Annotated in this window: 25 protein-coding genes, 1 tRNA gene and 1 pseudogene; 13 read left to right on the top strand and 14 right to left on the bottom strand. The window is 72.2% G+C overall.

Annotated features, from left to right (window positions below; translation table 11 throughout):
* Window positions 1-195: 195 nt before the first annotated feature.
* Complete coding sequence (locus MXD61_RS03110; RefSeq protein WP_248811336.1) at window positions 196-1269, top strand: lysylphosphatidylglycerol synthase transmembrane domain-containing protein; 1074 nt, start codon at window positions 196-198, stop codon at window positions 1267-1269.
* A gap of 70 nt (window positions 1270-1339) precedes the next feature.
* Here MXD61_RS03110 and MXD61_RS03105 read toward each other — a convergent pair.
* Window positions 1340-1421: transfer RNA gene (locus MXD61_RS03105), tRNA-Leu, on the bottom strand.
* 313 nt (window positions 1422-1734) lie between these two features.
* Between MXD61_RS03105 and MXD61_RS03100 the strand changes: the two genes are divergently transcribed.
* Window positions 1735-2199, top strand: coding sequence for a hypothetical protein (locus MXD61_RS03100; RefSeq protein WP_248811335.1), 465 nt, complete (start codon window positions 1735-1737; stop codon window positions 2197-2199).
* A 7-nt stretch (window positions 2200-2206) separates the two neighbouring features.
* On the opposite strand, the gene bcp is transcribed toward MXD61_RS03100, so the two are convergent.
* The 3 genes from bcp to MXD61_RS03085 all read right to left on the bottom strand — a co-directional run bounded on the left by bcp (window position 2207) and on the right by MXD61_RS03085 (window position 4218).
* Window positions 2207-2701, bottom strand: a complete 495-nt coding sequence (gene bcp / locus MXD61_RS03095; protein ID WP_248811334.1) for a thioredoxin-dependent thiol peroxidase — start codon at window positions 2699-2701, stop codon at window positions 2207-2209.
* 124 nt (window positions 2702-2825) lie between these two features.
* Window positions 2826-3569: a thioredoxin domain-containing protein gene (locus MXD61_RS03090; protein ID WP_248811333.1), complete on the bottom strand. Its 744-nt coding sequence runs from the start codon at window positions 3567-3569 to the stop codon at window positions 2826-2828.
* Window positions 3544-4218, bottom strand: a complete 675-nt coding sequence (locus MXD61_RS03085; protein ID WP_248811332.1) for a MauE/DoxX family redox-associated membrane protein — start codon at window positions 4216-4218, stop codon at window positions 3544-3546. The genes MXD61_RS03090 and MXD61_RS03085 overlap by 26 nt, the downstream gene beginning before the upstream one ends.
* Window positions 4219-4702: 484 nt before the next feature.
* On the opposite strand from MXD61_RS03085, the gene MXD61_RS03080 reads away from it, so the two are divergent.
* Window positions 4703-5071 carry a DUF3618 domain-containing protein gene (locus tag MXD61_RS03080; RefSeq protein WP_248811331.1) on the top strand — a complete coding sequence of 123 codons (369 nt, stop codon included), beginning with the start codon at window positions 4703-4705 and terminating at the stop codon, window positions 5069-5071.
* The gene (locus MXD61_RS03075; RefSeq protein ID WP_163547299.1) at window positions 5068-5670 is read left to right on the top strand and encodes a histidine phosphatase family protein; all 603 of its coding nucleotides are present in this window, start codon (window positions 5068-5070) and stop codon (window positions 5668-5670) included. Before MXD61_RS03080 ends, MXD61_RS03075 begins: the two co-directional genes overlap by 4 nt.
* Window positions 5671-5710: 40 nt before the next feature.
* Here the strand turns inward: MXD61_RS03075 and MXD61_RS03070 are convergent, their stop codons facing one another.
* A complete protein-coding gene (locus MXD61_RS03070) occupies window positions 5711-7099 on the bottom strand; it encodes an esterase-like activity of phytase family protein (protein WP_248811330.1) in 1389 nt (462 codons plus the stop codon).
* 128 nt (window positions 7100-7227) lie between these two features.
* Window positions 7228-7662 carry a helix-turn-helix domain-containing protein gene (locus MXD61_RS03065; RefSeq protein ID WP_248811329.1) on the bottom strand — a complete coding sequence of 145 codons (435 nt, stop codon included), beginning with the start codon at window positions 7660-7662 and terminating at the stop codon, window positions 7228-7230.
* 154 nt (window positions 7663-7816) lie between these two features.
* Between MXD61_RS03065 and MXD61_RS03060 the strand changes: the two genes are divergently transcribed.
* The 3 genes from MXD61_RS03060 to MXD61_RS03050 all read left to right on the top strand — a co-directional run bounded on the left by MXD61_RS03060 (window position 7817) and on the right by MXD61_RS03050 (window position 10586).
* Window positions 7817-8929: an epoxyqueuosine reductase gene (locus MXD61_RS03060; RefSeq protein ID WP_248811328.1), complete on the top strand. Its 1113-nt coding sequence runs from the start codon at window positions 7817-7819 to the stop codon at window positions 8927-8929.
* Window positions 8930-9108: 179 nt separating this feature from the next.
* Window positions 9109-9681 carry an NUDIX hydrolase gene (locus tag MXD61_RS03055; RefSeq protein WP_248811327.1) on the top strand — a complete coding sequence of 191 codons (573 nt, stop codon included), beginning with the start codon at window positions 9109-9111 and terminating at the stop codon, window positions 9679-9681.
* Window positions 9682-9713: 32 nt separating this feature from the next.
* Entirely contained in the window at window positions 9714-10586 is an 873-nt protein-coding gene (locus MXD61_RS03050) for an NAD(P)-dependent oxidoreductase (RefSeq protein WP_248811326.1), read from the top strand.
* Here the strand turns inward: MXD61_RS03050 and MXD61_RS03045 are convergent.
* A complete protein-coding gene (locus MXD61_RS03045; protein ID WP_248811325.1) occupies window positions 10549-10911 on the bottom strand; it encodes a hypothetical protein in 363 nt (120 codons plus the stop codon). The two genes, MXD61_RS03050 and MXD61_RS03045, sit on opposite strands and share 38 nt — an antisense overlap.
* 643 nt (window positions 10912-11554) lie before the next feature.
* Here MXD61_RS03045 and murI point away from each other — a divergent pair.
* The 4 genes from murI to rdgB are packed head-to-tail and all read left to right on the top strand — an operon-like array spanning window position 11555 to window position 14673.
* The gene (gene murI / locus MXD61_RS03040) at window positions 11555-12490 is read left to right on the top strand and encodes a glutamate racemase (RefSeq protein ID WP_248811324.1); all 936 of its coding nucleotides are present in this window, start codon (window positions 11555-11557) and stop codon (window positions 12488-12490) included.
* Entirely contained in the window at window positions 12487-13233 is a 747-nt protein-coding gene (locus MXD61_RS03035) for an MBL fold metallo-hydrolase (protein WP_248811323.1), read from the top strand. The genes murI and MXD61_RS03035 overlap by 4 nt, the downstream gene beginning before the upstream one ends.
* A gap of 34 nt (window positions 13234-13267) precedes the next feature.
* The gene (rph, locus tag MXD61_RS03030) at window positions 13268-14050 is read left to right on the top strand and encodes a ribonuclease PH (protein ID WP_248811322.1); all 783 of its coding nucleotides are present in this window, start codon (window positions 13268-13270) and stop codon (window positions 14048-14050) included.
* A complete protein-coding gene (gene rdgB, locus MXD61_RS03025; protein WP_248811321.1) occupies window positions 14047-14673 on the top strand; it encodes an RdgB/HAM1 family non-canonical purine NTP pyrophosphatase in 627 nt (208 codons plus the stop codon). Before rph ends, rdgB begins: the two co-directional genes overlap by 4 nt.
* Before the next feature lie 99 nt (window positions 14674-14772).
* Here rdgB and MXD61_RS03020 read toward each other — a convergent pair whose 3' ends face one another.
* From MXD61_RS03020 to MXD61_RS02990, 7 genes and pseudogenes are all read right to left on the bottom strand, one after another.
* Window positions 14773-15720, bottom strand: a complete 948-nt coding sequence (locus tag MXD61_RS03020; RefSeq protein WP_163547293.1) for a PLP-dependent cysteine synthase family protein — start codon at window positions 15718-15720, stop codon at window positions 14773-14775.
* A 31-nt stretch (window positions 15721-15751) separates the two neighbouring features.
* On the bottom strand, window positions 15752-16066 hold the full coding sequence (locus tag MXD61_RS03015) for a MoaD family protein (protein WP_163547292.1): 315 nt from the start codon (window positions 16064-16066) through the stop codon (window positions 15752-15754).
* A gap of 263 nt (window positions 16067-16329) precedes the next feature.
* Entirely contained in the window at window positions 16330-16734 is a 405-nt protein-coding gene (locus MXD61_RS03010) for a Mov34/MPN/PAD-1 family protein (RefSeq protein WP_163547291.1), read from the bottom strand.
* Window positions 16735-16811: 77 nt separating this feature from the next.
* Window positions 16812-17351, bottom strand: a complete 540-nt coding sequence (locus tag MXD61_RS03005; protein ID WP_248811320.1) for a DUF2017 domain-containing protein — start codon at window positions 17349-17351, stop codon at window positions 16812-16814.
* 511 nt (window positions 17352-17862) lie between these two features.
* The gene (gene clpS / locus MXD61_RS27465; RefSeq protein ID WP_163547318.1) at window positions 17863-18153 is read right to left on the bottom strand and encodes an ATP-dependent Clp protease adapter ClpS; all 291 of its coding nucleotides are present in this window, start codon (window positions 18151-18153) and stop codon (window positions 17863-17865) included.
* A 96-nt stretch (window positions 18154-18249) separates the two neighbouring features.
* Entirely contained in the window at window positions 18250-18939 is a 690-nt protein-coding gene (locus MXD61_RS02995; RefSeq protein ID WP_248811319.1) for an NUDIX domain-containing protein, read from the bottom strand.
* A 27-nt stretch (window positions 18940-18966) separates the two neighbouring features.
* A pseudogene (locus MXD61_RS02990) lies at window positions 18967-19911 on the bottom strand (nicotinate phosphoribosyltransferase); the annotation flags it as partial.
* Window positions 19912-20000: 89 nt separating this feature from the next.
* On the opposite strand from MXD61_RS02990, the gene MXD61_RS02985 reads away from it, so the two are divergent.
* A complete protein-coding gene (locus tag MXD61_RS02985; RefSeq protein WP_308222668.1) occupies window positions 20001-20255 on the top strand; it encodes a cupredoxin domain-containing protein in 255 nt (84 codons plus the stop codon).
* A 19-nt stretch (window positions 20256-20274) separates the two neighbouring features.
* Complete coding sequence (locus MXD61_RS02980) at window positions 20275-21459, top strand: MarP family serine protease (protein ID WP_248811317.1); 1185 nt, start codon at window positions 20275-20277, stop codon at window positions 21457-21459.
* Window positions 21460-21469: the final 10 nt, after the last annotated feature.

Below are 21469 nucleotides of genomic sequence, written 5' to 3'. Positions count from 1 at the left end.
CGTTCTGGATGCGCAGCCGTCAGCACAACAGTGTGGGCACTTCGGTCGCTGTTCAGGCAACTCGCGTACGGTGATCACAGCTCGCCGCGCCACGATCGTGGCCACGGCACCAGCCCGACGGGGGTTGCCATCGAGATTCCGGTCGTTCTCGGCTCGCGTGTCGGCGGGATCGCCGCGGTCCCTGGTGACGCGGGCATGACAATCTCCTCCTCACCCGCCGCCTCCCCGGCCGCGCGTATCTGCGGCCCCGTGGATCCGTACCGTCATGTTTTCGCCGAGCCGCTGGCGCTGGTGATGCCGGATGCGTCCACCGCTCGGGCGCGTTCACGTCGGCGCACCCTGGCGTGTCTGATCGCCGCCGGCATCCTGCTGGTCGTCCTGGGCATTCAGTTCCGCGGGGATGCCGCGTCCCGGCTGTCCGGCGTGCCGGCTCCGCGTTGGCACTGGTTGGCCGCCTGCGCCGGCGCGACCGCCCTGTTCTACGTGGCCAACGGCGTCTCCCTGCGGTCCGCCAGCGGCCTGCGCATGTCACTACGGACGGTGACCGCCGTACAGCTCGCCGCCGCCGCGACGAACCGCATCGTCCCCGCCGGCCTCGGCGCGATCGCGGTCCACCTGCGGTTCCTGCAACGGCGTGGGATGACCCGGCCGGCCGCACTCGCCGCCGTCGCCTCGGTGAAGGGCGCGGGCGCGGTGACCCATCTGCTGGGTCTCGCGATCGTCGCGGGCACCCTCAGCGACTCCGGCATCGGCACAGCGGTGGTCAGCCCGGTCCGCACCACCGTCCACGATCTGGGCGCGGGGCCGACCACGATCGCCGTCGTGATCGTGATGGCGCTGGTCACCGGTACCGTCGCGCATCCACGGGTCCGGGTGGTCGTGCGCCCGGCCGCCCGGGTGTTCCGCGGCCACCTGTCGACCCTGGCGCACTCCCCCGGTCGGGCCGCGCTGCTGGTCGCCTCGCAGGCCGCTACCCGGCTGTTCCAGATCCTCGCGCTCGCCTGCACGGTGTGGGCGTTCGGTGCCAGCGTCACGCTGATGTCGGTCGCCACCGTCTACCTGGTCGGCTCGATGGTCGCCGGGGCGGCACCGACGGCCGGCGGGGTCGGCGCGCTGGAGCCGGCGCTGGCCTTCGGCCTGACCGCGGCCGGCGGCAGTGCGGCGACCATGCTCGCCGCCGTCCTGGTCTACCGCGTGATCAGCTTCTGGCTGCCGGTCGTCCCCGGCGCCCTCGCCCTGGCCGGCCTGCGCCGCAGCGGCGACCTCTAGACGCACGCCGACCGGACGGCCCGCCGACCTGCGCACCGCCCGGCTCGCCCCGAGTGCGACAGCGCAAGGGTGCGGGAGGGGGGACTTGAACCCCCACGCCCAGTGGGCGGCAGGACCTAAACCTGCTGCGTCTGCCATTCCGCCACTCCCGCGTGCCACCAGGGTAGCGAGGCCGGGCAAGCGGTTTACCGGCTGGTTCGGCGAAGCACCGCAGGCCCGCCACGCTGCGCCGTCACATCAGTCCGGATACGTCCCGATTCCGCACGCGGGGTTTGTCGCGCCGGGGACGGGACACATACCCCCGCGTCGATGAGGTGACAGCTGTCGGCTGGCCGACCCGCACGGTGGGCCCCGCTACGGCACGCTGAGCCTGCTGCGGCCCGCCAGGCCCAGCCCCGGTAGCGCGCTGGACCCGCTCGCGAACCGGCAGGTGAGACCGGCACGCGAGGACGGGGAGACCGACCCATGACCGACCCGAACATCCCGGATTCCGCCGCGGCGGCCACCCCCGAGCCCCGCACGTCCACCCCGCCCGAGCCGCCCAAACCGCCCGCGCCGCCCACGCCAGCCGAGCCCGCCGCGCCGGCCCAGCCCCCGGCGACGTCCACCGCCGCGCAGGCGCTGACCGAACGCAACGAGGCCCTACGGCTGATCGACAGCGGACGGGCGACCACCGCGACCGTCGACGCGCTGCGCGACACCGGCGCCCGGGTGAACGGCCGGCCCGTCACGGAGGTCCACCTGCTGGTGGACCAGCCGGGCGGCCAGCCCTATCCGGTGGTGCGCGCCGCCGTCGCCCCGGGCACGGACGTCGACCTCGCCGCCCTCGCCGTCGCCTCGTCCGGGCGCCCACGGCGCATCCCGGTGCTCGTCGACCCCGGCCGGCCGGACAACGTGCTGCTGCGCTGGGACCTGCGCCCCGCCAGCTGAGCCGCGCTCAGTCGGCGGCGAGGCTCAGGTCGCGGAGCAGCTTGGCGACGTGGCCGGTGGCGCGCACGTTGTACTGCGCGACCTCGATCGCGCCGTCCGCGCCGATGACGAAGGTCGAGCGGATCACCCCGACGGTCTTCTTCCCGTACATCGTCTTCTCCCCGAACGCGCCGTAGGCCGCCAGCACGGACCGGTCCGGGTCGGACAGCAGGGGAAAGGTCAGCGACTGGGCGTCGCGGAACTTCGCGAGTTTCGCCGGCTTGTCCGGCGAGATGCCGAGCACGTCGATGCCGGCCTCGCCCAGCAGGGCGAGGTTGTCCCGAAAGTCGCAGGCCTGCTTCGTGCAGCCCGGGGTGGAGGCGGCCGGGTAGAAGTAGACCACCACCCGGCGGCCTCGGTACGACTCGAGGGACACCTCGCGTTCCTCGGCGTCGGACAGGGTGAACAGCGGTGCGGGGTCGCCGGCGGACAGGCGGGCGGCGGTGGCGGCGGTCTCGGTCATGGCCCGACAAGGTAGTCGGGGCCCGGGCAGATCGGCAAACCGACCGCCGACCGGGCGTGGTCTCCACTTCGCCCCGCTCCCGTCTCAGCCCCGGACCACCTGGTCGGCCGGCGACCCGCGGTGCTCAGGCCGCCGCGTTGACGGCGGCGGTGAAGCCGTCCGGCGTGAGCTCGGCGCCGGTGAGCCGCTTACCGTTGATGATCACTGTCGGGGTGCCGGTGACATCGGCCTTGGACGCGTCCTGGTCGACCTTGTGGACGTAGCCGTCGTAGGTGCCGTTGTTCACCGCGTCCTTGTAGGCCTGCGAGGTCAGGCCGGCCTTGGCGCCGAGCTCGATGAGGGTGGCGTTGGTGAAACCACCGGTTTTCTCCTCGGGCTGGTTGGCGTAGAGGACCTCGTGCAGTTCGCGGAACCGGCCCTCGTTCGCCGCCGCGGCCGCCGCGTTCGCCGCCCGGACCGACTCGGGGCCCAGGAACGACATCATGTGATAGTCGATCTTGATTTTGCCCTGGTCGAGCAGGGTGCCGATGGTCGGGCCGGTCTGGGTCTCCAGCGCCTCGCAGGCCGGGCACTGGAAGTCCTCGTACATGTCGACCGTGACGGGCGCGCTGGCCTTACCGACGATGATGCCGTGATCGGTGCCGGTGGCCGGGGCCGGCAACACCACCGGCTTCGACTCCTCCCGCGAGTTCTGCACGAGGAAACCGAGCACGGCGATCAGCGCGAGCACGAGGACGACGGCCCCGCCGACGATCAGGTTGCGCCGCCGCCGCTCCGCCGCGGCCGCCGCGGCTCGGGCGGCGGCGGCCTTCGTCCGGCGATCCTCGGCGCTCGCCGTCTGCTTACTTTTTGAGACTTTCGAAGCCATCTACGTCACTCCTGCGGTGGTCGGCGGTCGACGTGGCGCCCTCACCCGAGCCGGCTTCGTCCGGACTGGCGTCGCCCAGGCTGGGATCGCCCTGGCTGGGATCGCCCAGAGCGGATTCGTCCTGGTTCGGGTCGTGCGAGGTGTCGAGGTCGACCGGTCTGTCGAGAAGACGGTCCACCGCGAGGTAGCCGGTGGGCCGCCACACGAGCACGAGCGCGACGAGCAGCAGCAGGCTGTCGCGGACGAGCTCGGAGGTGTAGTGGGTGGGCGCGTCGGCGCCCAGATCGCCGCCGGAGGAGAAGCAGCCGCAGTCGATCCGCAGGCCGCGGGCCGCCGCCGAGGCGATGGCCGCGATGTACGTCGCGAACATCAGCGCCGACACGACCGCGCTGACCCGCACGGCCAGACCGAGCACCAACAGCACGCCGAGCGCGATCTCCAGGAACGGCACGCCGTAGGCGACCGGTTGGACCAGCGACTCCGGCAGGATCCGAAACGCCCGCACCGAGCGCAGCATCCCGTCGGGATCGTTGATCTTGAGCAGCCCGGCGGCCAGCCACACAGCACCGAGGACGAGCCGCAGCGCGGTGGAGACCACGCGGCTCGCCGGCTGCGACGGGGCGCGCAGGCGATGGGCGATCGTGAACATGTCCGTTCCGTTCCTGGTCGAACGTGCGGCGGACGCCCGGGACAGACCCGGGTCGAACTGCCTGTGCCAACGAGTGAGAAGCGGCCCGATATCCCGATCGGGGTCAGCCGTCGCGAACCCGGCCGGGGGTTGTCCCCCCATATCCGGTCTGACCTGGTCCGAGGCCGTCACACCCGGTCTCAGCCTAGTCCGCGCCGCGTCATCCCCCAGGCGCCGAACGGCCCGCTCTCGACGGGCCGGCCGGCCCGTTCCGGCCCCGACCGGCGCCGCCGTGCACCCGCGGCGGCCAGCCGTGGCGACCGGGTCCGCCCTGCTCAGCGCCACCACCGGGCGGGCTGGGCGCCGGATGAGAGGTATGTCCTGGCACGCGCCGCGACGTTTTGCCTCGCCGGGGGGTGGCAGGTCTGGCACGATCGGAACAGGCCGGCCACACCCGACGCGGGACGTCGCGCCGCCACCCGCACCGGACGAGAGGGCAACATTCGTGCCGCAGGACCCGGCCGCCATCCAGCAGCAGATCGAGGAGACCCGCGCCGAGCTCGCCGAGACGATCGACGCCATCGCGGAGATCGTCAGCCCCCGTCGGGTGGCCGAGCGCGCCCAGGAGCAGCTGCGCGTGCGCACCACGGAGCTGCGCCAGCGCTACGGCCCCGTACTCGGCCTGGCTCCGGCGCCGAGCCCGGAGACGGCGCTCACCCCCGGGATGCCCTCCGACGCGCCACCCGGTGTCGACACGGGCGCACCGAGGGTCGTGCGGGCGGTCCGCTGGGACCGGGTGGTCCTGGCCACGAGCACGCTGGTGTTGTTCGTCGGCGGGGTGCGCCGACGCCGTCGGCGGCATGCCAGCCGATGAGCGGCGCCCCGGCACCGGGCCGGGTGGTGCTGCTGCGGCACGGCCAGACGGCCTGGAGCCGCGACGGCCGACACACCGGCCGGACCGACGTCCCGCTGACCGAGGAGGGCGAGCGTCAGGCCGCCGCGCAGGCCGCCCATCTGGACGAGCTGACGTTCGTGCTCGCGGCGACGAGTCCCCGACGCCGCGCCCGGCACACCGCGGATCTCGCGGGTCTGGTCTCCCCTCCGGTGCCCGAACGTCTGGTCTGGGAGGACCTCGCCGAGTGGGACTACGGCGACTACGAGGGCGTCACCACCGTGACGATCCGTCAGAGCGTCCCCGGGTGGACGGTGTGGGACGCGCCCGTACCGGGCGGTGAGACCCCCGAGCAGGTCGGTGCCCGCGCCGACGCGGTGCTCTCCCGGCTGCGTCCCTGGCTGGAGCGCGGCGACGTGGCCCTCGTCGGCCACGGGCACATGCTGCGCGTGCTCATCGCCCGGTGGCTGGGCCTGCCGCCGCGCGCCGGCGCACGGTTCGTGCTGGGCGCGGGCACCCTCTCGGTGCTCGGTCACGAGCACGAGTCCCCCGCGATCGAACTGCTCAACCTGCCCGGCTGAGCCCAGCCGCCCGAGCGCCGACGGCCTTCGGCCGGATCGATCAGGCCAGGGGGCGGTTGAGGTGCAGCAGGAGGATGCGGCTGCGCACCCCGGAGTCCACGAGTCGACCGGCGGCGTCGAAGGTGCCGAGGCCGAAGTCGTTGTCGTTGGCCACCGCGATGCCGCGCGGCCCGAGCACGGCCACACCCTCGATCTTGTCGGGCATCCCGGGGACGGCCTCGAGGTCGACGGCCAGCGTCTTGCGCAGCGCGCGGACGTCGGCGCTCGACGGGTCGGCCAGCGACTCCAGCGACGGGCTGGTCGTCGCCGTGTCCCACGTCGTGCCGAGGATGTTCGTCGCCCCGCGCAGGTCGACGGTGTAGAGACGGGCCACCGGATCGGTGCGCTCGTCGACGAGCAGCGTGTGGTCGTTCACCGCGGCCAGCGACGAGATCTTCAGCTCGGACGGGTCGCCCTCGGCGCTCGGGTCGAAGGTCGTCACATCCTCGAACCGGTAGACGTACTCGCCGGTGACCTTCGTGGCGGACGTGTCGAAGCGCAGGATGCGGGTGTTGCGGGAGGCGTCACCGGTGTCGGCGTCGGGCAGTTGCAGGGGGCTCTGCACGGCCAGGTAGAGGGTGCGGCCGTCGGGGGCGAGGGTGATGCCCTCGAAGCCACGGTTGATCTTGCGGCTGCCGAGGATGGCGGGCAGCGTGGCGATCACCGGGTAGTCCGCCCCGGTCAGTCTCACCCCGGCGGGGACGTAGCGGGCGAGCACGCGACCGGTCGGACTGATCCGCAGCAGCGACGGGCTGTACTCGTCGACCACCCAGAACTCGCCGTTACGGGTGCGGACCAGGCCCTCGGTGTCCAGGCCGTTCGGGTCGAACGCGAGCTTGGTGGTGGCGTCCCAGGTGTACGGGGTCTCGTCGACGCCGTCGATGTTGGACAGGCCGGTGACGGGCTTGCCGTGCGTGGTGGTGATCGCCACGGCGGTGAGCACCCGGATCGTCGAACCCTCGACCCGCACCCGCAGGATGGCCGGGTCGAAGCCGGGCACCGGGAAGGTGCGGCGGTTCTTGCCGTCCACCTTGATCTGGCCGTTCGGGCCGCGGTCGGTGATCGTCCAGAACTCGTTCGGCGCGCCGGCCGGGTAGAGGTCGCTGCCGATCCCACCGAGCTTGACCCCGTGGTCGTCGGGGACGGACCCGGGCAGCAGTGCGTTGGCGAAACTGGCCAGGCTGGTGTCGGGCAGGGTCCCCGTGCGCACCACCGTGGGAACGACCGAACCCGCGCCCGACGCCGGCGGACCAGCCAGGGCCACCCCCGGCCCGGTCAGCAGCCCCATGGGCAGCGCCAACGCCAACCCGGCGACCGCCACCATCCCCCGCCGTCGCGACACTGCGCGCCGTCCCGACGCCCGTCGCCGGGCACCCCCCGCTGCGCTCATCGACACACCCCTGTCCCGTCCCCGCCGACCGACCGGTGATCCGGCCGAGATGGGACGTTAGGAGTCGCTGGTGGACAGCGGATGAACCGGCGCTGACCAGCAGTACTACGCCAATCGCACGTGCGACATCAGACCTGGCCGAGGCGTAGCAGACGGGTGGAACCGGCGACCACCGGGGCGTGGCACTGCCGGCACACCAGTTCCGGCTCCAGCTCGGCTCCGCAGTCATGTTCCCACCGGGTCGGCGGCGGGCCGGTGGTGACGTAACGATCACCCCAGTCGGTGAGCGCCAGCAGGATCGGCGCCAGGGCCTGACCGGCCTCCGTGGGCAGGTACTCGTAACGCGGCGGATGCCGCTCGTAGAGCTGCCGAGTGAGCACACCACGCTCCACCAACGTCCGCAGGCGGGCCGCGAGGATGTCCCGGCTCGCCCCGGTGTTGCGGGCGATCTGGTCGAACCGGCGTTCTCCGAGCAGCACCTCGCGCAACGCGAGCAGGCTCCAGCGCTCCCCGATGACGCCCAGCGCGTTCGCGATCGAACAGTCCCGCCCACCAGCGGCCATGATCACAGCCTCCTCGGACCCGTCGATCCACCGGGCCGCTGGTCCGAACCTACCGGTTGACCCCACCGCGCGACCCGTCCGATAGTGAGTTGGAATTTCCAACCTAGCAGCCCAAAGACCTTTTGGAGGGCCCATGGAGTCTCCGGACGAGCACGTGACCGAGACTCGCCTGCCGGCGCGGCTCGCCAACCATCCGACGGTGCGCGCGGCCCACGCCCGCCGGGCCGCGCTCCGCGGCACACCTGGCGCACCCGCGGTCGTGGACGCCGGCTGGCTACGGGAGATCGCGCTGCGAGCCGGCGCCGACGACGTGGCCGCCGTGCCGATCGACCGACCCGAACTCGCCGCCGAACGCGAGCACGTGGAGCGGGCCCTGCCCGGCACCCGCAGCCTGGTCAGCCTCGTGGTGCGCATGAACCGCGACAATGTCCGCTCACCCGAGCGCAGCGTCGCCAACCAGGAGTTCCATCACAGCGGCGAACTCGTCAACACCGCCGCCCGCCGGATTGTCCGCGCCCTGCAGGACGCCGGATTCCGGGCAGTCAACCCGTCGGCGACCTTTCCGATGGAGATGGACCGATACCCGGGACGCATCTGGGTGGTCGCCCACAAGACCGTCGCGGTCGCCGCGGGCCTCGGCGCGATCGGCATACACCGAAACGTCATCCACCCCCGGTTCGGGAACTTCGTCCTGCTGGCCACGCTGCTGGTCGGCGCACCCGTGAGCGAGTACGGCTCGCCGATCGACTACAATCCCTGCCTGGAATGCAAGCTGTGCGTCGCGGCCTGCCCCGTCGGCGCCATCGACAAGGACGGCGGTTTCGACTTCCTCACCTGCTTCACACATAACTACCGTGAGTTCATGGGAGGTTTCACCGACTGGGCGGAAACAGTCGCCGACAGCACCGACGGAGCGGACTTCCGACACCGGGTGAGCGACGCCGAGAACGCCTCCATGTGGCAGAGCCTCTCGTTTCGGGCGAACTACAAGGCGGCGTACTGCATGGCGGTGTGCCCGGCCGGCGAGGACGTTGTCGACCCCTACCTGGCGGACCGTCAGGGGTTCATGGCACAGGTGCTGCGCCCACTCCAGGACAAGGTCGAACCGCTGTACGTCACCTCCGGTTCGCCGGCCGCCGAGTACGCCCGCCGCCGATTCCCGCACAAGGAGGTCCGCCAGGTGGGCGACGCCGGCCGCTCCCGGCGCCGGATCGACCCCGACGGGCCGCCCGAGCCGGACGAACCGCCCAGGCCCGACGAGCGGTGAGGCACATGCGGTCGGTGGCCGCCTCCCCACGTTCCCGGGTCGGGGCGAGACCGTTCCCGCGAACCTGGCACCCCAGGTCGCCGCGGTCGTGGTCTACGGCAGTCCGCTGGCGCTGATGGGTGGGCACATTCCGACCTCGAGCCCGACCTGTGGTCCGAAGGCGAAGGAGATGTCCCCGCATGGACGCCGAGAACCCGCACACCGACCACCCGGCCGCCGCGCACGCGGGCCACCCGGGTACCGATCCGGCGCGCGCCGATCGGCGCCAGGTGCGCGGCGCGGGTGAGCGGCCCTCGACCCTCACCTGCCTCGGCCCCTCCCCGGATCCGCCCTTCGAGCAGGTCACGAGCGCGTCCGTGGTGGCTGTGACCGACGACGGGCAGCTGGTCGTCGCCGAGCTGGCCCGCGGGCTGGACATCCCCGGTGGGCATGTGCAGCGCGGCGAGTCGTCGCTGGAGCAGACCCTCCGCCGGGAGGCCTGGGAGGAGATCCGGGCCCGGCTCGGCCCGCTGCGTCCCGTCGAGGTCATCGAGTCGGACCACTTCGGCCCGGACGACCTCACGTACATGGTGATCCGCACCGCCCGGGTCCGTGACCTCGCTACCTGGGAGAGCACCCACGAGTCGGCGGGACGGCGGATCCTCGCGCCGGAGGATTTCCTCGCCCGTTACCGCGGCGACGACCCGGCGCTCATGCGCCATCTGGTGACGACCGCGCTGGCCGTCCTACGGGATGCCGCGCCGACGGCTTGACACTGGCTCGTCACCCGGTGGAGCGTGGTCACATGCGGATCGGATTCATCGGCCTCGGCGGCATGGGTGGCGCGATGGCCCGTAACCTGCTCGAGGCCGGTCACACGGTGCTGGTCTGGAACCGCTCCCCCGAGCCGGTCGAGCGGCTCGTGGCGGCCGGCGCCACCGCGGCCACCATCGACGAGGCGTTCGCGACCGGCGTCGTGCTGAGCATGCTCGCCGACGACCGGGCGGTCACCGAACGTCTGCTGGACCCGGCCGTGCTGGACGCGGCCCCGCGCGGCGCGCTGCATGTCAACATGGCCACCGTCAGCACGGCGCTGGCCGACCGGGCGCTGCGCGCGCACACCGACCGGGGTCTGCGTTACGTCGCCGCCCCGGTGTTCGGGCGTACCGAGGCGGCCGCCGCGGGCAACCTCGTCGTCGTGGCCGCGGGCGCGGCCGCCGACATCGACGGTGTGCGTCCGCTGTTCGACGTGCTCGGCCGGCGCACCTGGATCGTCGGCGACCAGCCGTCCGCGGCGAACCTGACGAAGATCTTCGGGAACTATCTCATCGCCTGCTCGATCGAGGCGATGGCGGAGGCGACCACCGTCATCGAGGCCGGTGGCCTCGACCCGGTCCAGTTCCTCGAACTGCTCACCGATGGTCTGTTCACCGGTCCGATCTTCGCGGGATACGGGGCGATGATCGGCAGCCGCAGCTACGAGCCGGTGAACTTCCGCCTGCCACTGGGCTTCAAGGACGTCCAGCTGGCGCTGACCTCCGGGCTGGAACACAACGTGCCGTTGCCGTTCGGCGGGGTTCTGCGGGACGCCTTCGTCGAGGCGCTCGCGCACGGCCAGGCCGAGCAGGACTGGGCCGCCGTCACCGAGACGGCGCGCCGCCGCGCGGGGCTGGCCTGACCTGCTCTCGTCGGGCCGGGTCCCGACCGGCCGGGTCCCGTCGGTCCGCGCCTGGCCTGGCCACGCTGGCGAGGCCGGCCAGATCCGTGGTGCCGGCGAGCCCCGCGGTGTCGATCAGGCCCGCGGCGCGGGCGGGCCCGGCGGCGACGGCCAGACCCCCGGCCAGACCCGCGGTATCCGCCAGACCCGTGGGGTCGGCGGTCATGCCGTCCGCGTCGACCAGACCGTCGGACTTCGCGTAGTCCCAGCTCCGGGACCACTCGTCCGCATGCGGTTCGACCGCGAGACACGGGCTTACGAGCCAGGCTGTGATGTCAACCCCCACGACGCTTGGACCCGATCAGGGTCGGTTCAGTGAGCCGGCCACCTGCCACTTCCTACTCCCTGCCCGCACGGCCGCGGTATCGATCGACGCCAATCCGACAGGCCCGGACCGTCACCGACGAGCCCTGGATCGGCCGGCGCCGCCAGCTCGACCTGCGACGCTCTCGGCCTGACGGCGCCGGTCGGACCTCCCTGGGGGTGCCCGACCGGCGCCGCCCGGACCGAGAAGCGACTGGGTATCGCGAGCCGGGGACGGATGGGAACGACCCGGACACCACAGCCGCGACCTCAACCTACCTGCTCGATAGCTTGTAGTCACTGACCGATCACAGGCAGTTTCAGAGTACACCCTCTTTGCGATCCTTCAACCCGTATGCCAACACCGGCGGCCAGCCGGCGTCCCCGTCGTGCCTGTCCGCGTTTCCCAGCAGATGTCGGACACACGAGTGTCGACCGAGCCACACATCGTCCGGACACCGCACGGACAGCGACGCCAGTGGGTAGCACCAGGAGATGACTGGAGCGCGCCACACCGGACAGATCGCCACGATCCCTGACATCAGCGATGTGTCCGGCGTTCGACAAAGGTTTCGTGATGACAGCCACAGGGTGAGCGCCGGGTTTCCGGCTTAGTCTGATCGCTCATGAGTGGCGCGCCGGTCGGAGTGTTCGACAGCGGGGTCGGCGGTCTCACCGTGGCCCGCGCGATTCTGGACCAGCTGCCGCACGAACCGCTGGTGTATCTGGGTGACACCGCACGGGCCCCGTATGGACCACGTCCGATCGCCGAGGTCCGTGGGTTCGCACTGGAATGCCTCGACCGTCTCGTGGCCGAGGGGGTGAAGATGCTCGTGCTGGCCTGCAACACCGCCAGTGCCGCCTGCCTGCGCGACGCCCGCGAACGCTACGACGTCCCGGTCATCGAAGTGATCATGCCGGCCACCCGGCGGGCGGTGGCGGCCACGCGCAGCGGTCGCGTCGGCGTCATCGGCACCGTCGCGACGATCACCAGCCGGGCCTATGACGACGCGTTCACCGCGGCCGCCGGCATCGAACTGACCAGCGCCGCCTGCCCCGCGTTCGTGGACTTCGTCGAGCGGGGCACCACCGCGGGACGCCAGCTGCTCGGCCTCGCCGAGGCGTACCTTTCGCCCCTGCAGGAAGCCGACGTTGACACCGTGATCCTGGGCTGCACCCATTATCCGCTGCTGACCGGTGTGATTGGCCTTGTGATGGGGGATGGCGTGACACTGGTAAGCAGCGCCGAGGAGACGGCGAAGGACACCTACCGCGTGCTGGCCCGCGAGGGCCTGTTCCGCGACCCCGATCTGCCCCCGCCCACACACCGGTTCCTGACCACCGGTGATCCGACGTCCTTCACCCGGGTGGGCCGCCGCTTCCTCGGCCCGGAGCTGCTCGCCGTCCGCGGCGTGCCGCAGCCCGGCGAGCCGGTTACTCCCGGCCAGTCCGGCCATCTCGGCCCGAAAAACCTCGTCAGCCCACAGAGTCATTCCAGCCCGCAGAGTCATTCCAGCCCGCAGAGTCATTCCAGCCCGCAGAGTCCGGTGGTGCCACGGTGAAACTGACCATTCTTGGATGTTCCGGCACGTACCCGGGCCCGGCCTCGGCCTGTTCGTCGTACCTGATCGAGGCGGACGGGTTCCGACTGGTCGTCGACGCGGGTAACGGTTCGATGGGCGAGCTGCAGCGGCACTGCGACCTGCGCGACATCGATGCCGTCCTGCTCAGCCACCTGCACGGTGACCACTGTCTGGACCTGGTCGCGAACTCCTACGCCCGGCGCTACCACCCGGAGGGCATGCCGCCGAAGCTGCCCGTCTACGGGCCGATCAACACCCAGGAACGACTGTGCGGCGCGTTCGAGAAGCGGCCCGAGGACAGTCTCGCCGACATCTACGACTTCCGGACCATAGGCGCCGGCTGCCTGCGCATCGGGCCGTACCGCATCGATCTGACCCGGGTCGCCCATCCGATCGAGGCCTACGGCGTGCGTATCACCGACGGCGACAAGGTGCTCACCTACTCGGGTGACACCGGCGCGTGTGACCGGCTCGTGCGGCTGGCCCGCGACAGCGACCTGTTCCTGTGCGAGGCGTCCTTCCTGGACGACGAGGACAACCCGCCCGACCTGCATCTGACCGGCCGGGAGGCCGGCGAGCACGCCCAGCGCGCCGACGTCGGGCATCTGGTGCTCACCCATCTGGTGCCCTGGGGAAACGCGGCCCGGTCGCAGCAGGAGGCGGCCGCGGCGTTCGACGGCCAGCTCACCGTCGCCAGTTCCGGCGCCACCTTCGAGGTCTGATCGCCGCCTTCGGCCTGGCCGGTAGGGTCACGACGTGACTCGAGTTGATGGCAGAAAGCCGGACGAGCTGCGTCCGGTGACCATTGCGCGCGGCTGGCAGGAGCACGCCGAGGGATCGGCGCTCATCACCGCGGGCCGTACCCGGGTGCTGTGCGCCGCGTCGGTGACCACCGGCGTCCCCCGCTGGCGCAAGGGCAGCGGGCTGGGCTGGGTCACCGCGGAGTACGCGATGCTCCCCCGCTCCACCAACACCCGCAACGACCGGGAGTCGGTGCGCGGGCGCGTCGGCGGGCGCACCCACGAGATCTCCCGTCTGATCGGCCGCAGCCTGCGGGCCTGCATCGACCTGTCGGCCCTCGGCGAGAACACCATCGCCATTGACTGTGACGTCCTGCTCGCCGACGGTGGTACCCGCACCGCCGCGATCACCGGTGCCTACGTCGCCCTCGTCGACGCGGCCCGCTGGCTGGGCCGGCCGCAGGCCATCACCACCAGTGTGGCGGCGGTCAGCGTCGGTGTGGTCGGCGGCGAGGCGATGCTCGACCTGGCCTACACCGAGGACTCCACCGCCGGCACCGACATGAACGTGGTGTGCACCGGCGCGGAGGGCTTCGTCGAGGTGCAGGGCACCGCGGAGGGCGCGCCGTTCGACCGGGCGATGCTCGACAGTCTGCTCGACCTCGCCGTGCGCGGCTGCGCGCAGCTGTCCGCTCTCCAGAGCGAGGCGCTGGCCGGCCCAGCCCCGGCCGGGCCGGCGCCCCTGGGCCGCGGCGGTGCCGGTTCGTCCGGTAACCGGGCCGCGGCGGGTGCGCGGTGAGCGGGCCGACCCGGCTGGTGCTCGCCAGTCGCAACGCGGCGAAGCTGGTGGAGCTGCGCCGCATCCTCGCTGCCAGCGGCCTGGACGTGGAGCTGGTGGGTCTGCCCGACGGCGAGGAGGTGGCCGAGACCGGCACCACCTTCGCCGAGAACGCGCTGATCAAGGCACACGCGGCCGCCGAGCTGACCGGCCTGCCCGCGGTCGCCGACGACTCGGGCCTGGCCGTCGACGAGCTCGGCGGCATGCCCGGGGTGCGCTCCGCGCGCTGGGCCGGGCTACGTGGCGGCACCCGTGAGCGACGGGACGAGGCGAACAACGCCCTGGTGCTGGCGCAGCTCGACGACGTGCCCGCGCCGCGCCGCGGGGCCGCGTTCGTCTGCGCCGCCGCACTGGTCACGCCCGCCGGTGTCGAACTGGTCACCCACGGCGAGCTGCGCGGTGAGCTGCTCGCCGCGCCCCGGGGTACGGCCGGTTTCGGCTACGACCCGCTGTTCCTCGCCGAGGGCCAGACCCGTACGAACGCCGAGCTGACCGCCCCGGAGAAGGACGCGATCAGCCATCGCGGCCGGGCCTTTCGCGAGCTGGCCCGCCAGCTCGGCCCGATCCTGACAGCGGCCGGCTGACACCCGCTCGGGCTGGCCCGCCCCCCGGGGCGGGCCAGCCCGAGTTCAGCACCGCCCCGCCGGGGCCAGCGGCTGAACCCCGGGCCAGCGTGGCTGCCCCTAGGCCCAGAGCTGGCCTTCCAGGGCGGCCTCGGCCTCCTCGAGGGTGCCCGCGTAGGCACCGGTGGACAGGTACTTCCAGCCACCATCACAGACGATGAGCGCGATCTCGGCGGACTGCCCGTCCCGGACGGCCCGGTCCGCCAGGGCCATCGCCGCGTGCAGGATGGCACCGGTGGAGATGCCGGCGAAGATGCCCTCCTCCTGCACCAGCTCCCGGGTGCGGCGCAGGGCCTCCCGCGGGCCGACCGAGTACCGCGTGGTGAGCACCGACGGGTCGTAGAGCTCGGGCACGAAACCCTCGTCGATGTTGCGCAGGCCGTAGACGAGCTCACCGTAACGCGGCTCGGCGGCGACGATCGCGATGCCGGGCACGTGCTCCTTGAGGTACCGGCCGGTGCCCATCAGGGTGCCGGTGGTACCCAGACCGGCGACGAAGTGAGTGATCTCCGGCAGATCCTCGAGGATCTCCGGCCCGGTCGTCTCGTAGTGGGCCTGGGCGTTGGCCGGGTTGCCGTACTGGTAGAGCATGACCCAGTCGGGGTTCTCCGCGGCCAGCCGCTTGGCGACGGCGACCGCCTCGTTGGAGCCACCGGCCGCCGGTGAGTACCTGATCTCGGCGCCCCACATCGCCAGCAGCTGACGTCGCTCCACCGAGGTGTTCTCCGGCATCACGCAGATCAGCCGGTAGCCGCGCTGGCGACAGACCATCGCCAGCGAGATCCCGGTGTTCCCGGAGGTCGGCTCCAGCACGGTCGCGCCCGGGGAGAGCAGCCCACGCTTCTCCCCGTCCGCGATCATCCACAGCGCGGCTCGATCCTTGATCGAGCCGGTTGGGTTGTCCTGTTCCAGCTTCGCCCACAGCCGGACCTCCGGCGACGGCGACAGTCGCGGAAGCCCGACCAGCGGGGTCCGGCCGACCGAGTCGGCCAGGGAGTCGTATCGCATCAGTCGGACCTGCCGCTTCGATCTGGCCGGCTCAGCCGGCGGCGAGCGGACGCACGAACCCACCCGCCCCGCCCGCGACCGCCGGCAGGATGGTCACCTCGTCGCCGTCCTTGAGCTTCGCGTCCAGCCCGCCGAGGAAACGCACGTCCTCGTCGTTGATGTAGATGTTGACGAACCGGTGCAGCTCGGCGCCGTCATCCCCGGTGACCAGCCGGCCACGCAGACCGTCGTGGCGGGTGTCGAGGTCACGGAAGAGATCGGCGACCGTGTCGCCCGCGCCCTCGACCAGCTTCGCACCTCCCGTGTAGGTACGCAGGATCGTCGGCACACGGACCTGGACTGCCATGATGTTCCCTTCGCGGCTGTGTCTGACTGCTCGAACTGTGCTGGCTGCTGGCTACTGGCTACTGACCGCTGGCTGCTCGGGCTCGTATCGCTGCTGGACGCCCGGACGGCACCGCGGACCCGGCGCCTGGGCCCGCCGACGCCCCGTGACCCTGCACCCCTGCACCCCTGCACCCCTGGACCCGGGCGGCGACAGCTGGGACGTGCGGGCCCCGGACGACGGTGTCCGGCGGGCGACGTCGGGGAGGATAACGCCCGGACAGGTCAGACGATTTCCACCGGCTCCTCGGTGACCTGACCGTCGAGGATCCGGAACGAGCGGAACTCGATGCTGTCGGGCTCCCGGGTCGACGCCAGCACGTAGTGGGCACCGGGCTCGCCCGCCAGCGAGATGTCCGTCCGTGACGGGTAGGCCTCGGTCGCGGTGTGCGAGTGGTAGATCACGACAGGCTCCTCGTCGCGATCGTCCATCTCCCGCCAGACCCGCAGCTGCTCCATGGAGTCGAACGCGTAGAACGTCGGTGAGCGCTCGGCGTTCTCCATCGGGATGAACCGCTCCGGCCGGTCCGAGCCCGCGGGCCCGGCGACCACGCCACACGCCTCGTCCGGGTGGTCACGCCGGGCATGAGCGACAATCGCCTCATAACAGGCACGGTCGATTCGCAGCACTGGCCCACCGTACGACGCGGACGGGGCGATGGGCTCGCGGCTGCGACGATTGACCCAGGTGATCGGACTCGGGTCGCTCAGCCCAGCGCCCGGGTGAGGTCGTCGAGCAGTTCGGTGAGAAACCCGTACACGGCCGCCAGCGGCCGGCGCGGGTCGTCGGCGGCCAGGTGTTCGAGCTCGCCCGTCGAGTCGTCGTCGGTGAGACCCAGCCGGGTACCCAGCACCAGACGCAGGTCGTTGAGCGTGGTCAGCCAGTCCTGCGCCGCGGTCTCGTCGAGCACCAGCACCCGGCCGGGAGCCGGCACCGCGGCCAGTACCCGGCGGGCCGCCTCACGCTTGCGGGCGAGCAGGTCGTCGGTACGACGGCGCCGGAAGTCCCCCGAGGCCATCGGGTCGTCCGGGTACGGGTCGGGCAGCAGGCGGGACAGCGCCGGGTCATCCGGTGGCGGTGGGGCGGTGTCGCGCAGCCCGACCAGCGCCTCCAGCGGATCCTCCACCGGCGGTGGTTCGAGCATGCCGTCGATCTGACCGACGAGCTCGGTGAGCAGCGCCGCCTCCAACTCGGGCAGGCTCAGCTCGATGCCGGCCCTGGTGCGCCGGAAGCCATCTGCGGGCACGTCCTCACGTCCTGTTCGTCCAGCGCGCGTCCGACGCCAGCCTAGTCCAGCCGCCGCCGCGACCCGGCGGGCGACCCGTACGGCGACCTGGCCGGATCGGGCCATCCGGCCAGCCGGTGCCAGGCACCTGTGGGGACCGGGGCGAGCGCCCGGCGCCTGGGAACCCCGGATGGGGGTAGCCCGGACGATCCGGTCGCGCACACCCCGCTTGACCGAGGACGAGATCATCAGGACGGATGCTGAACGCCCACGCGGGGGCGAAAATCTGGCCACCCTGACAGGAATACAAGAAACCCGGCACGAAGCGGGTCGGATTCGCGAGGACCGGAGACATCGCTCCAGAACAAGGCCGTAGACGTATTACCTTCACGTCCGGCGATAGCAGCCGGTGTCGCCACCAGGGACTGCTTCCCCGGCGCCGGTTTCGGCTTGGCCGATCGAATGTATGCGGAGGGGATCGGGATATCCCGGGCCCGGCGCGCGGACCCGGGATATCGGGCGGACGGCGCGGTCAGTCCTGCGCGATAGTTGCCCACAGCCCGTAGGCGTGCAGGCGCGCAGCGTCGGTTTCCATCTCCTCCCTGGTACCGGTGGCGACCGAGGCCCGGCCCTTGTGGTGGACATCGAGCATGAGCTCATGGGCCTTCGCCCGGCTGTAGCCGAACAGTTTCTGAAACACGTACGTCACGTACGACATCAGGTTGATCGGATCGTTCCAGACGATCGTGACCCACGGCCGATCTTCGTCGACGGACTCGTCGACCTCCTCGACGTCGAGGGGCGACACGGCGGTGACAGACACGAGGCCTATTGTGACGCCTTCGGCGCCCACGGACCGAGCGACCCGTCCGACCGAGCGACCCGTCCGACCGAGCGGCCGGTCAGACCGAGCGGCCGGTCAGACCGAGCGGCGCAGCAGCGGTGGATGCAGCGCGGTCGCCGGGCCCCGGCTGTAGAGCTCGGCCGGCCGGCCCCCCCCGGGCGGCGAGGTGCGTCGTCCCAGCGGCACGACGAAGCCGGGGGTGGACAGCGCCTTGCGCCGGAAGTTCGGCGGGTCCAGGGCGACGCCCCAGGCCGCCTCGTAGACCCGACGCAGATCGGCGAGGGTGAACTCGTCCTCGCAGAAGGCCGCGGCCAGCGGGGTGTACTCCAGCTTCGCCCGGGCCCGCTCGACACCGTCGGCCACGATCCGCAGATGGTCGGGCGCGAGCACCCGCTCCGGGGGGCTGGTCAGGGCGTCCACCGGGCACCAGCAGGCCCGGCCTGCCGGCTCGGGCTCGGTCGCGAGCAGGTCGGGCAGGTCAGGGAGCAGGGCGAGGTAGGCGACGCTGACACCGGAGATCCACGGCCCGTGGTGCGGACCACCGTAGGTGCGCAGCTGTTCGAGATGACCGGTCGCGGTCACCCCGGCCCGGGCCGCCAGCTGCCGGGCGGCGGCGGTGTCGAGATCCTCGTCGCCGTCGACGAACCCGCCGGGCAGCGTCCAGACGTCGGTGCCCGCCCGCCGGGTCAGCAGCACACACAGCTGACCCGAACGCAGGGTCAGCAGGACAAGGTCCACGCTGACGGCGACGGCGGGCGGTGACACACCTCCAGTGTGGCCGGTCCCCGCCGGTCAGGGCCCGGCGGTGTGGACGACGGGCAGGCAGGGTTGACCGAACCCGACGTCGCGGGCCCCTCGTGGCAGGGCGGCGAAGGCCTGGGCGTGGTGCGCGCGGGCTCGCGCGGTGCCGGCCGGCCCGACCAGCCCCTCCTCGGCGAGTTCGCCGCCCACCACGAGCTGGCGCAGCAGCTCCCGGTCGCGGCTGTTCTCGGTCACCCCGGACGACGCGGCGGCGCCCGCCCAACGGACCGAGGTCGCGGCGTCGGGCGAGAGGGCGGCGTCGGGCGAGGTCGTGGGCTCGGGTCCGGGCGCGGCGGCGGTCAGCACGATGTCGGCCACCGCCCGACCGGCCGGATCGTGACGGCGCAGGACCCGCTTGCGCCCGCCCCGGGTGCCCTTGCCCACCGAGCGTTTCGCCACGGGAGCGCCGTCCACCTCGACCAGTTTGTAGACGAAGCCCGCCGTGGGCGCGCCGGAGCCGGTGACCAGGCTCGTCCCGATCCCGTAGCCGTCGAGCGGACTCGAGGCGAGCCGGGCGAGGGCGTGTTCGTCGAGGTCACCGGTGGCGACGATGCGGGTGTTCGGGGCGCCGAGGCGATCGAGCTGGGCGCGGGTGGCGCGGGCGAGTGCGGCAAGGTCACCGCTGTCGATGCGCACCGCGCCCAGCCGTGGGCCGGCCGCCGCGACCGCCGCGGCCACTCCGTCGGCGACGTCGTAGGTGTCCACCAGCAGGGTCGTGTCGGCGCCCAGCGCACGGACCTGGGCGGCGAACGCCTCGGCTTCGCTTGGATGCGCCAGGGTGAACGCGTGCGCGCTGGTGCCGACACCGGGCACGCCGTAGGTGCGACCGGCCTCCAGGTTCGAGGTGGCGGTGAACCCGGCGACGTAGGCGGCTCGTGCGGCCGCGACGGCCGCCGCCTCGTGGGTGCGCCGCGAACCCATCTCCAGGCAGGGCCGCGGGGGGGGGGGGGGGGGGGGGCCGGCCGGCGGCGCAGGGGCCGACCCTCGCCGCCCAGCCGGGGCCGGGCGGCGTCCAGGTGTTCGCGGTGTCCGGCCTGCCGTCGATGACCTTCTCGGCCAGCGAACTGGTGGCGAAGCCCGGGAAGATCAGGGTGGACTTCTCGGTACCCGCGGGATCGGCGCCGCACAACTTCGTCATCCCGCGCGTCAACGGCGCGTTCACCCGGATCGTGTCGGCCGGAAACTCACAGAGCGTCACCTTCACGGTGACGGAGCCGGGCAGCTATCAGATCGTCTGTACCATCCATGCCAACATGACGGCAACACTGAAGATCACCTGAGCCGGGTCGGGGGAGCCGCGTGCCCAACCTGCTCGACCTTGCCCTGCTGCTGCTCATCGTCCTGTTCGCGATCTCCGGCTACCGGCAGGGCTTTCTGGTCGGTCTGCTGTCGTTCGTCGGCTTTCTCGGCGGCGGCGTACTGGGCGCGAAGATCGCGAAGCCGTTCACCGAGGCGATCGGCCAGCGCGAGCACGGCGCGCTCATCGGCCTGCTCGTGGTGCTCGGGCTCGCCATGGTCGGGCAGGTCGCCGGCACCGCCCTGGGCGCCGCCGCGCGGGACAGGCTGACCTGGCGTCCCGGTCGAACCGTGGACGCGGCCGCCGGGGCGGTCCTGTCCGGCCTGTCGGTGCTGCTGGTCGCCTGGCTGCTCGCCACCGCCGTCCAGCGCTCGCCGTTCACCTCGCTCGCCCGCTCGGTGCAGGACTCCCGTGTCCTTGCCGCCGTGGACGGCGAGATGCCCGGAGGGGTCCGTCAGACGTTCGCGGACCTGCGCCAGATCGCCGACAGCAAGGGCTTCCCGGAGGTCTTCTCCGGCCTGAGCGGCGAACGGATCATCTCCGCCTCCCCGCCGGACCCGGCGACGACCGCCGCGACCGGTGTGCGCGACGCGGCGGCCAGCATCGTGAAGATCCGCGGGGTGGCCCGGTCCTGCAACGAGCGGGTCGAGGGGTCCGGTTTCGTGTTCGCCCCGCAACGGGTGATGACCAACGCCCATGTGGTCGCCGGTGTGCGCCAACCGACGATCGTGCTCGCCGGCGGTGTGCTTCCCGCCCAGGTCGTCCTGTTCGATCCCGACCGTGACATCGCCGTCCTGAGCGTGCCCGACCTGACCCGTCCGCCGTTGCGGTTGCGCACCGCACCGGCGGCCGGCGCGCAGGAGCCGGCGGTGATCGCCGGCTACCCCGAGGACGGCCCGTACACCACGGTCGCCGCGCGGGTCCGGGTACACCAGCGGGCCCGGGCGGCGAACATCTACGAGCACGGCTCGGTGGTGCGCGACATCTACTCGGTGCGCGGGCAGGTCCTGCCCGGTAACTCCGGCGGTCCGCTGCTGGCGTTGGACGGCTCGGTGCTCGGCGTGGTGTTCGCCGCCGCCATCGGCGACTCCGACACCGGCTACGTGCTCAGCGCCACCGAGGTCGCCTCCGCCGCGACCGCGGGCGGTGTGGCCACCACCCCCGTCAGCACCCAGGGCTGTGCCTGAGCGGCACCTC

This window comes from Frankia sp. AgPm24 (assembly GCF_023243055.1).
GTDB classification, from domain to species: domain Bacteria; phylum Actinomycetota; class Actinomycetes; order Frankiales; family Frankiaceae; genus Frankia; species Frankia umida.
This window is presented reverse-complemented; position numbering and strand designations above follow the sequence as displayed.

Coding starts and splice junctions, on each gene's coding strand:
- MXD61_RS03075 (WP_163547299.1), top strand. CDS start 5,068: ATGAGCGGCGCCCCGGCACCGGGCCGGGTGGTGCTGCTGCGGCACGGC.
- MXD61_RS03015 (WP_163547292.1), bottom strand. CDS start 16,066: ATGGCAGTCCAGGTCCGTGTGCCGACGATCCTGCGTACCTACACGGGA.
- MXD61_RS03090 (WP_248811333.1), bottom strand. CDS start 3,569: ATGGCTTCGAAAGTCTCAAAAAGTAAGCAGACGGCGAGCGCCGAGGAT.
- murI (WP_248811324.1), top strand. CDS start 11,555: ATGAGTGGCGCGCCGGTCGGAGTGTTCGACAGCGGGGTCGGCGGTCTC.
- MXD61_RS03070 (WP_248811330.1), bottom strand. CDS start 7,099: ATGAGCGCAGCGGGGGGTGCCCGGCGACGGGCGTCGGGACGGCGCGCA.
- bcp (WP_248811334.1), bottom strand. CDS start 2,701: ATGACCGAGACCGCCGCCACCGCCGCCCGCCTGTCCGCCGGCGACCCC.
- MXD61_RS03055 (WP_248811327.1), top strand. CDS start 9,109: ATGGACGCCGAGAACCCGCACACCGACCACCCGGCCGCCGCGCACGCG.
- MXD61_RS03085 (WP_248811332.1), bottom strand. CDS start 4,218: ATGTTCACGATCGCCCATCGCCTGCGCGCCCCGTCGCAGCCGGCGAGC.
- MXD61_RS03020 (WP_163547293.1), bottom strand. CDS start 15,720: ATGCGATACGACTCCCTGGCCGACTCGGTCGGCCGGACCCCGCTGGTC.
- MXD61_RS03050 (WP_248811326.1), top strand. CDS start 9,714: ATGCGGATCGGATTCATCGGCCTCGGCGGCATGGGTGGCGCGATGGCC.
- MXD61_RS03110 (WP_248811336.1), top strand. CDS start 196: ATGACAATCTCCTCCTCACCCGCCGCCTCCCCGGCCGCGCGTATCTGC.
- MXD61_RS03100 (WP_248811335.1), top strand. CDS start 1,735: ATGACCGACCCGAACATCCCGGATTCCGCCGCGGCGGCCACCCCCGAG.
- MXD61_RS03065 (WP_248811329.1), bottom strand. CDS start 7,662: ATGGCCGCTGGTGGGCGGGACTGTTCGATCGCGAACGCGCTGGGCGTC.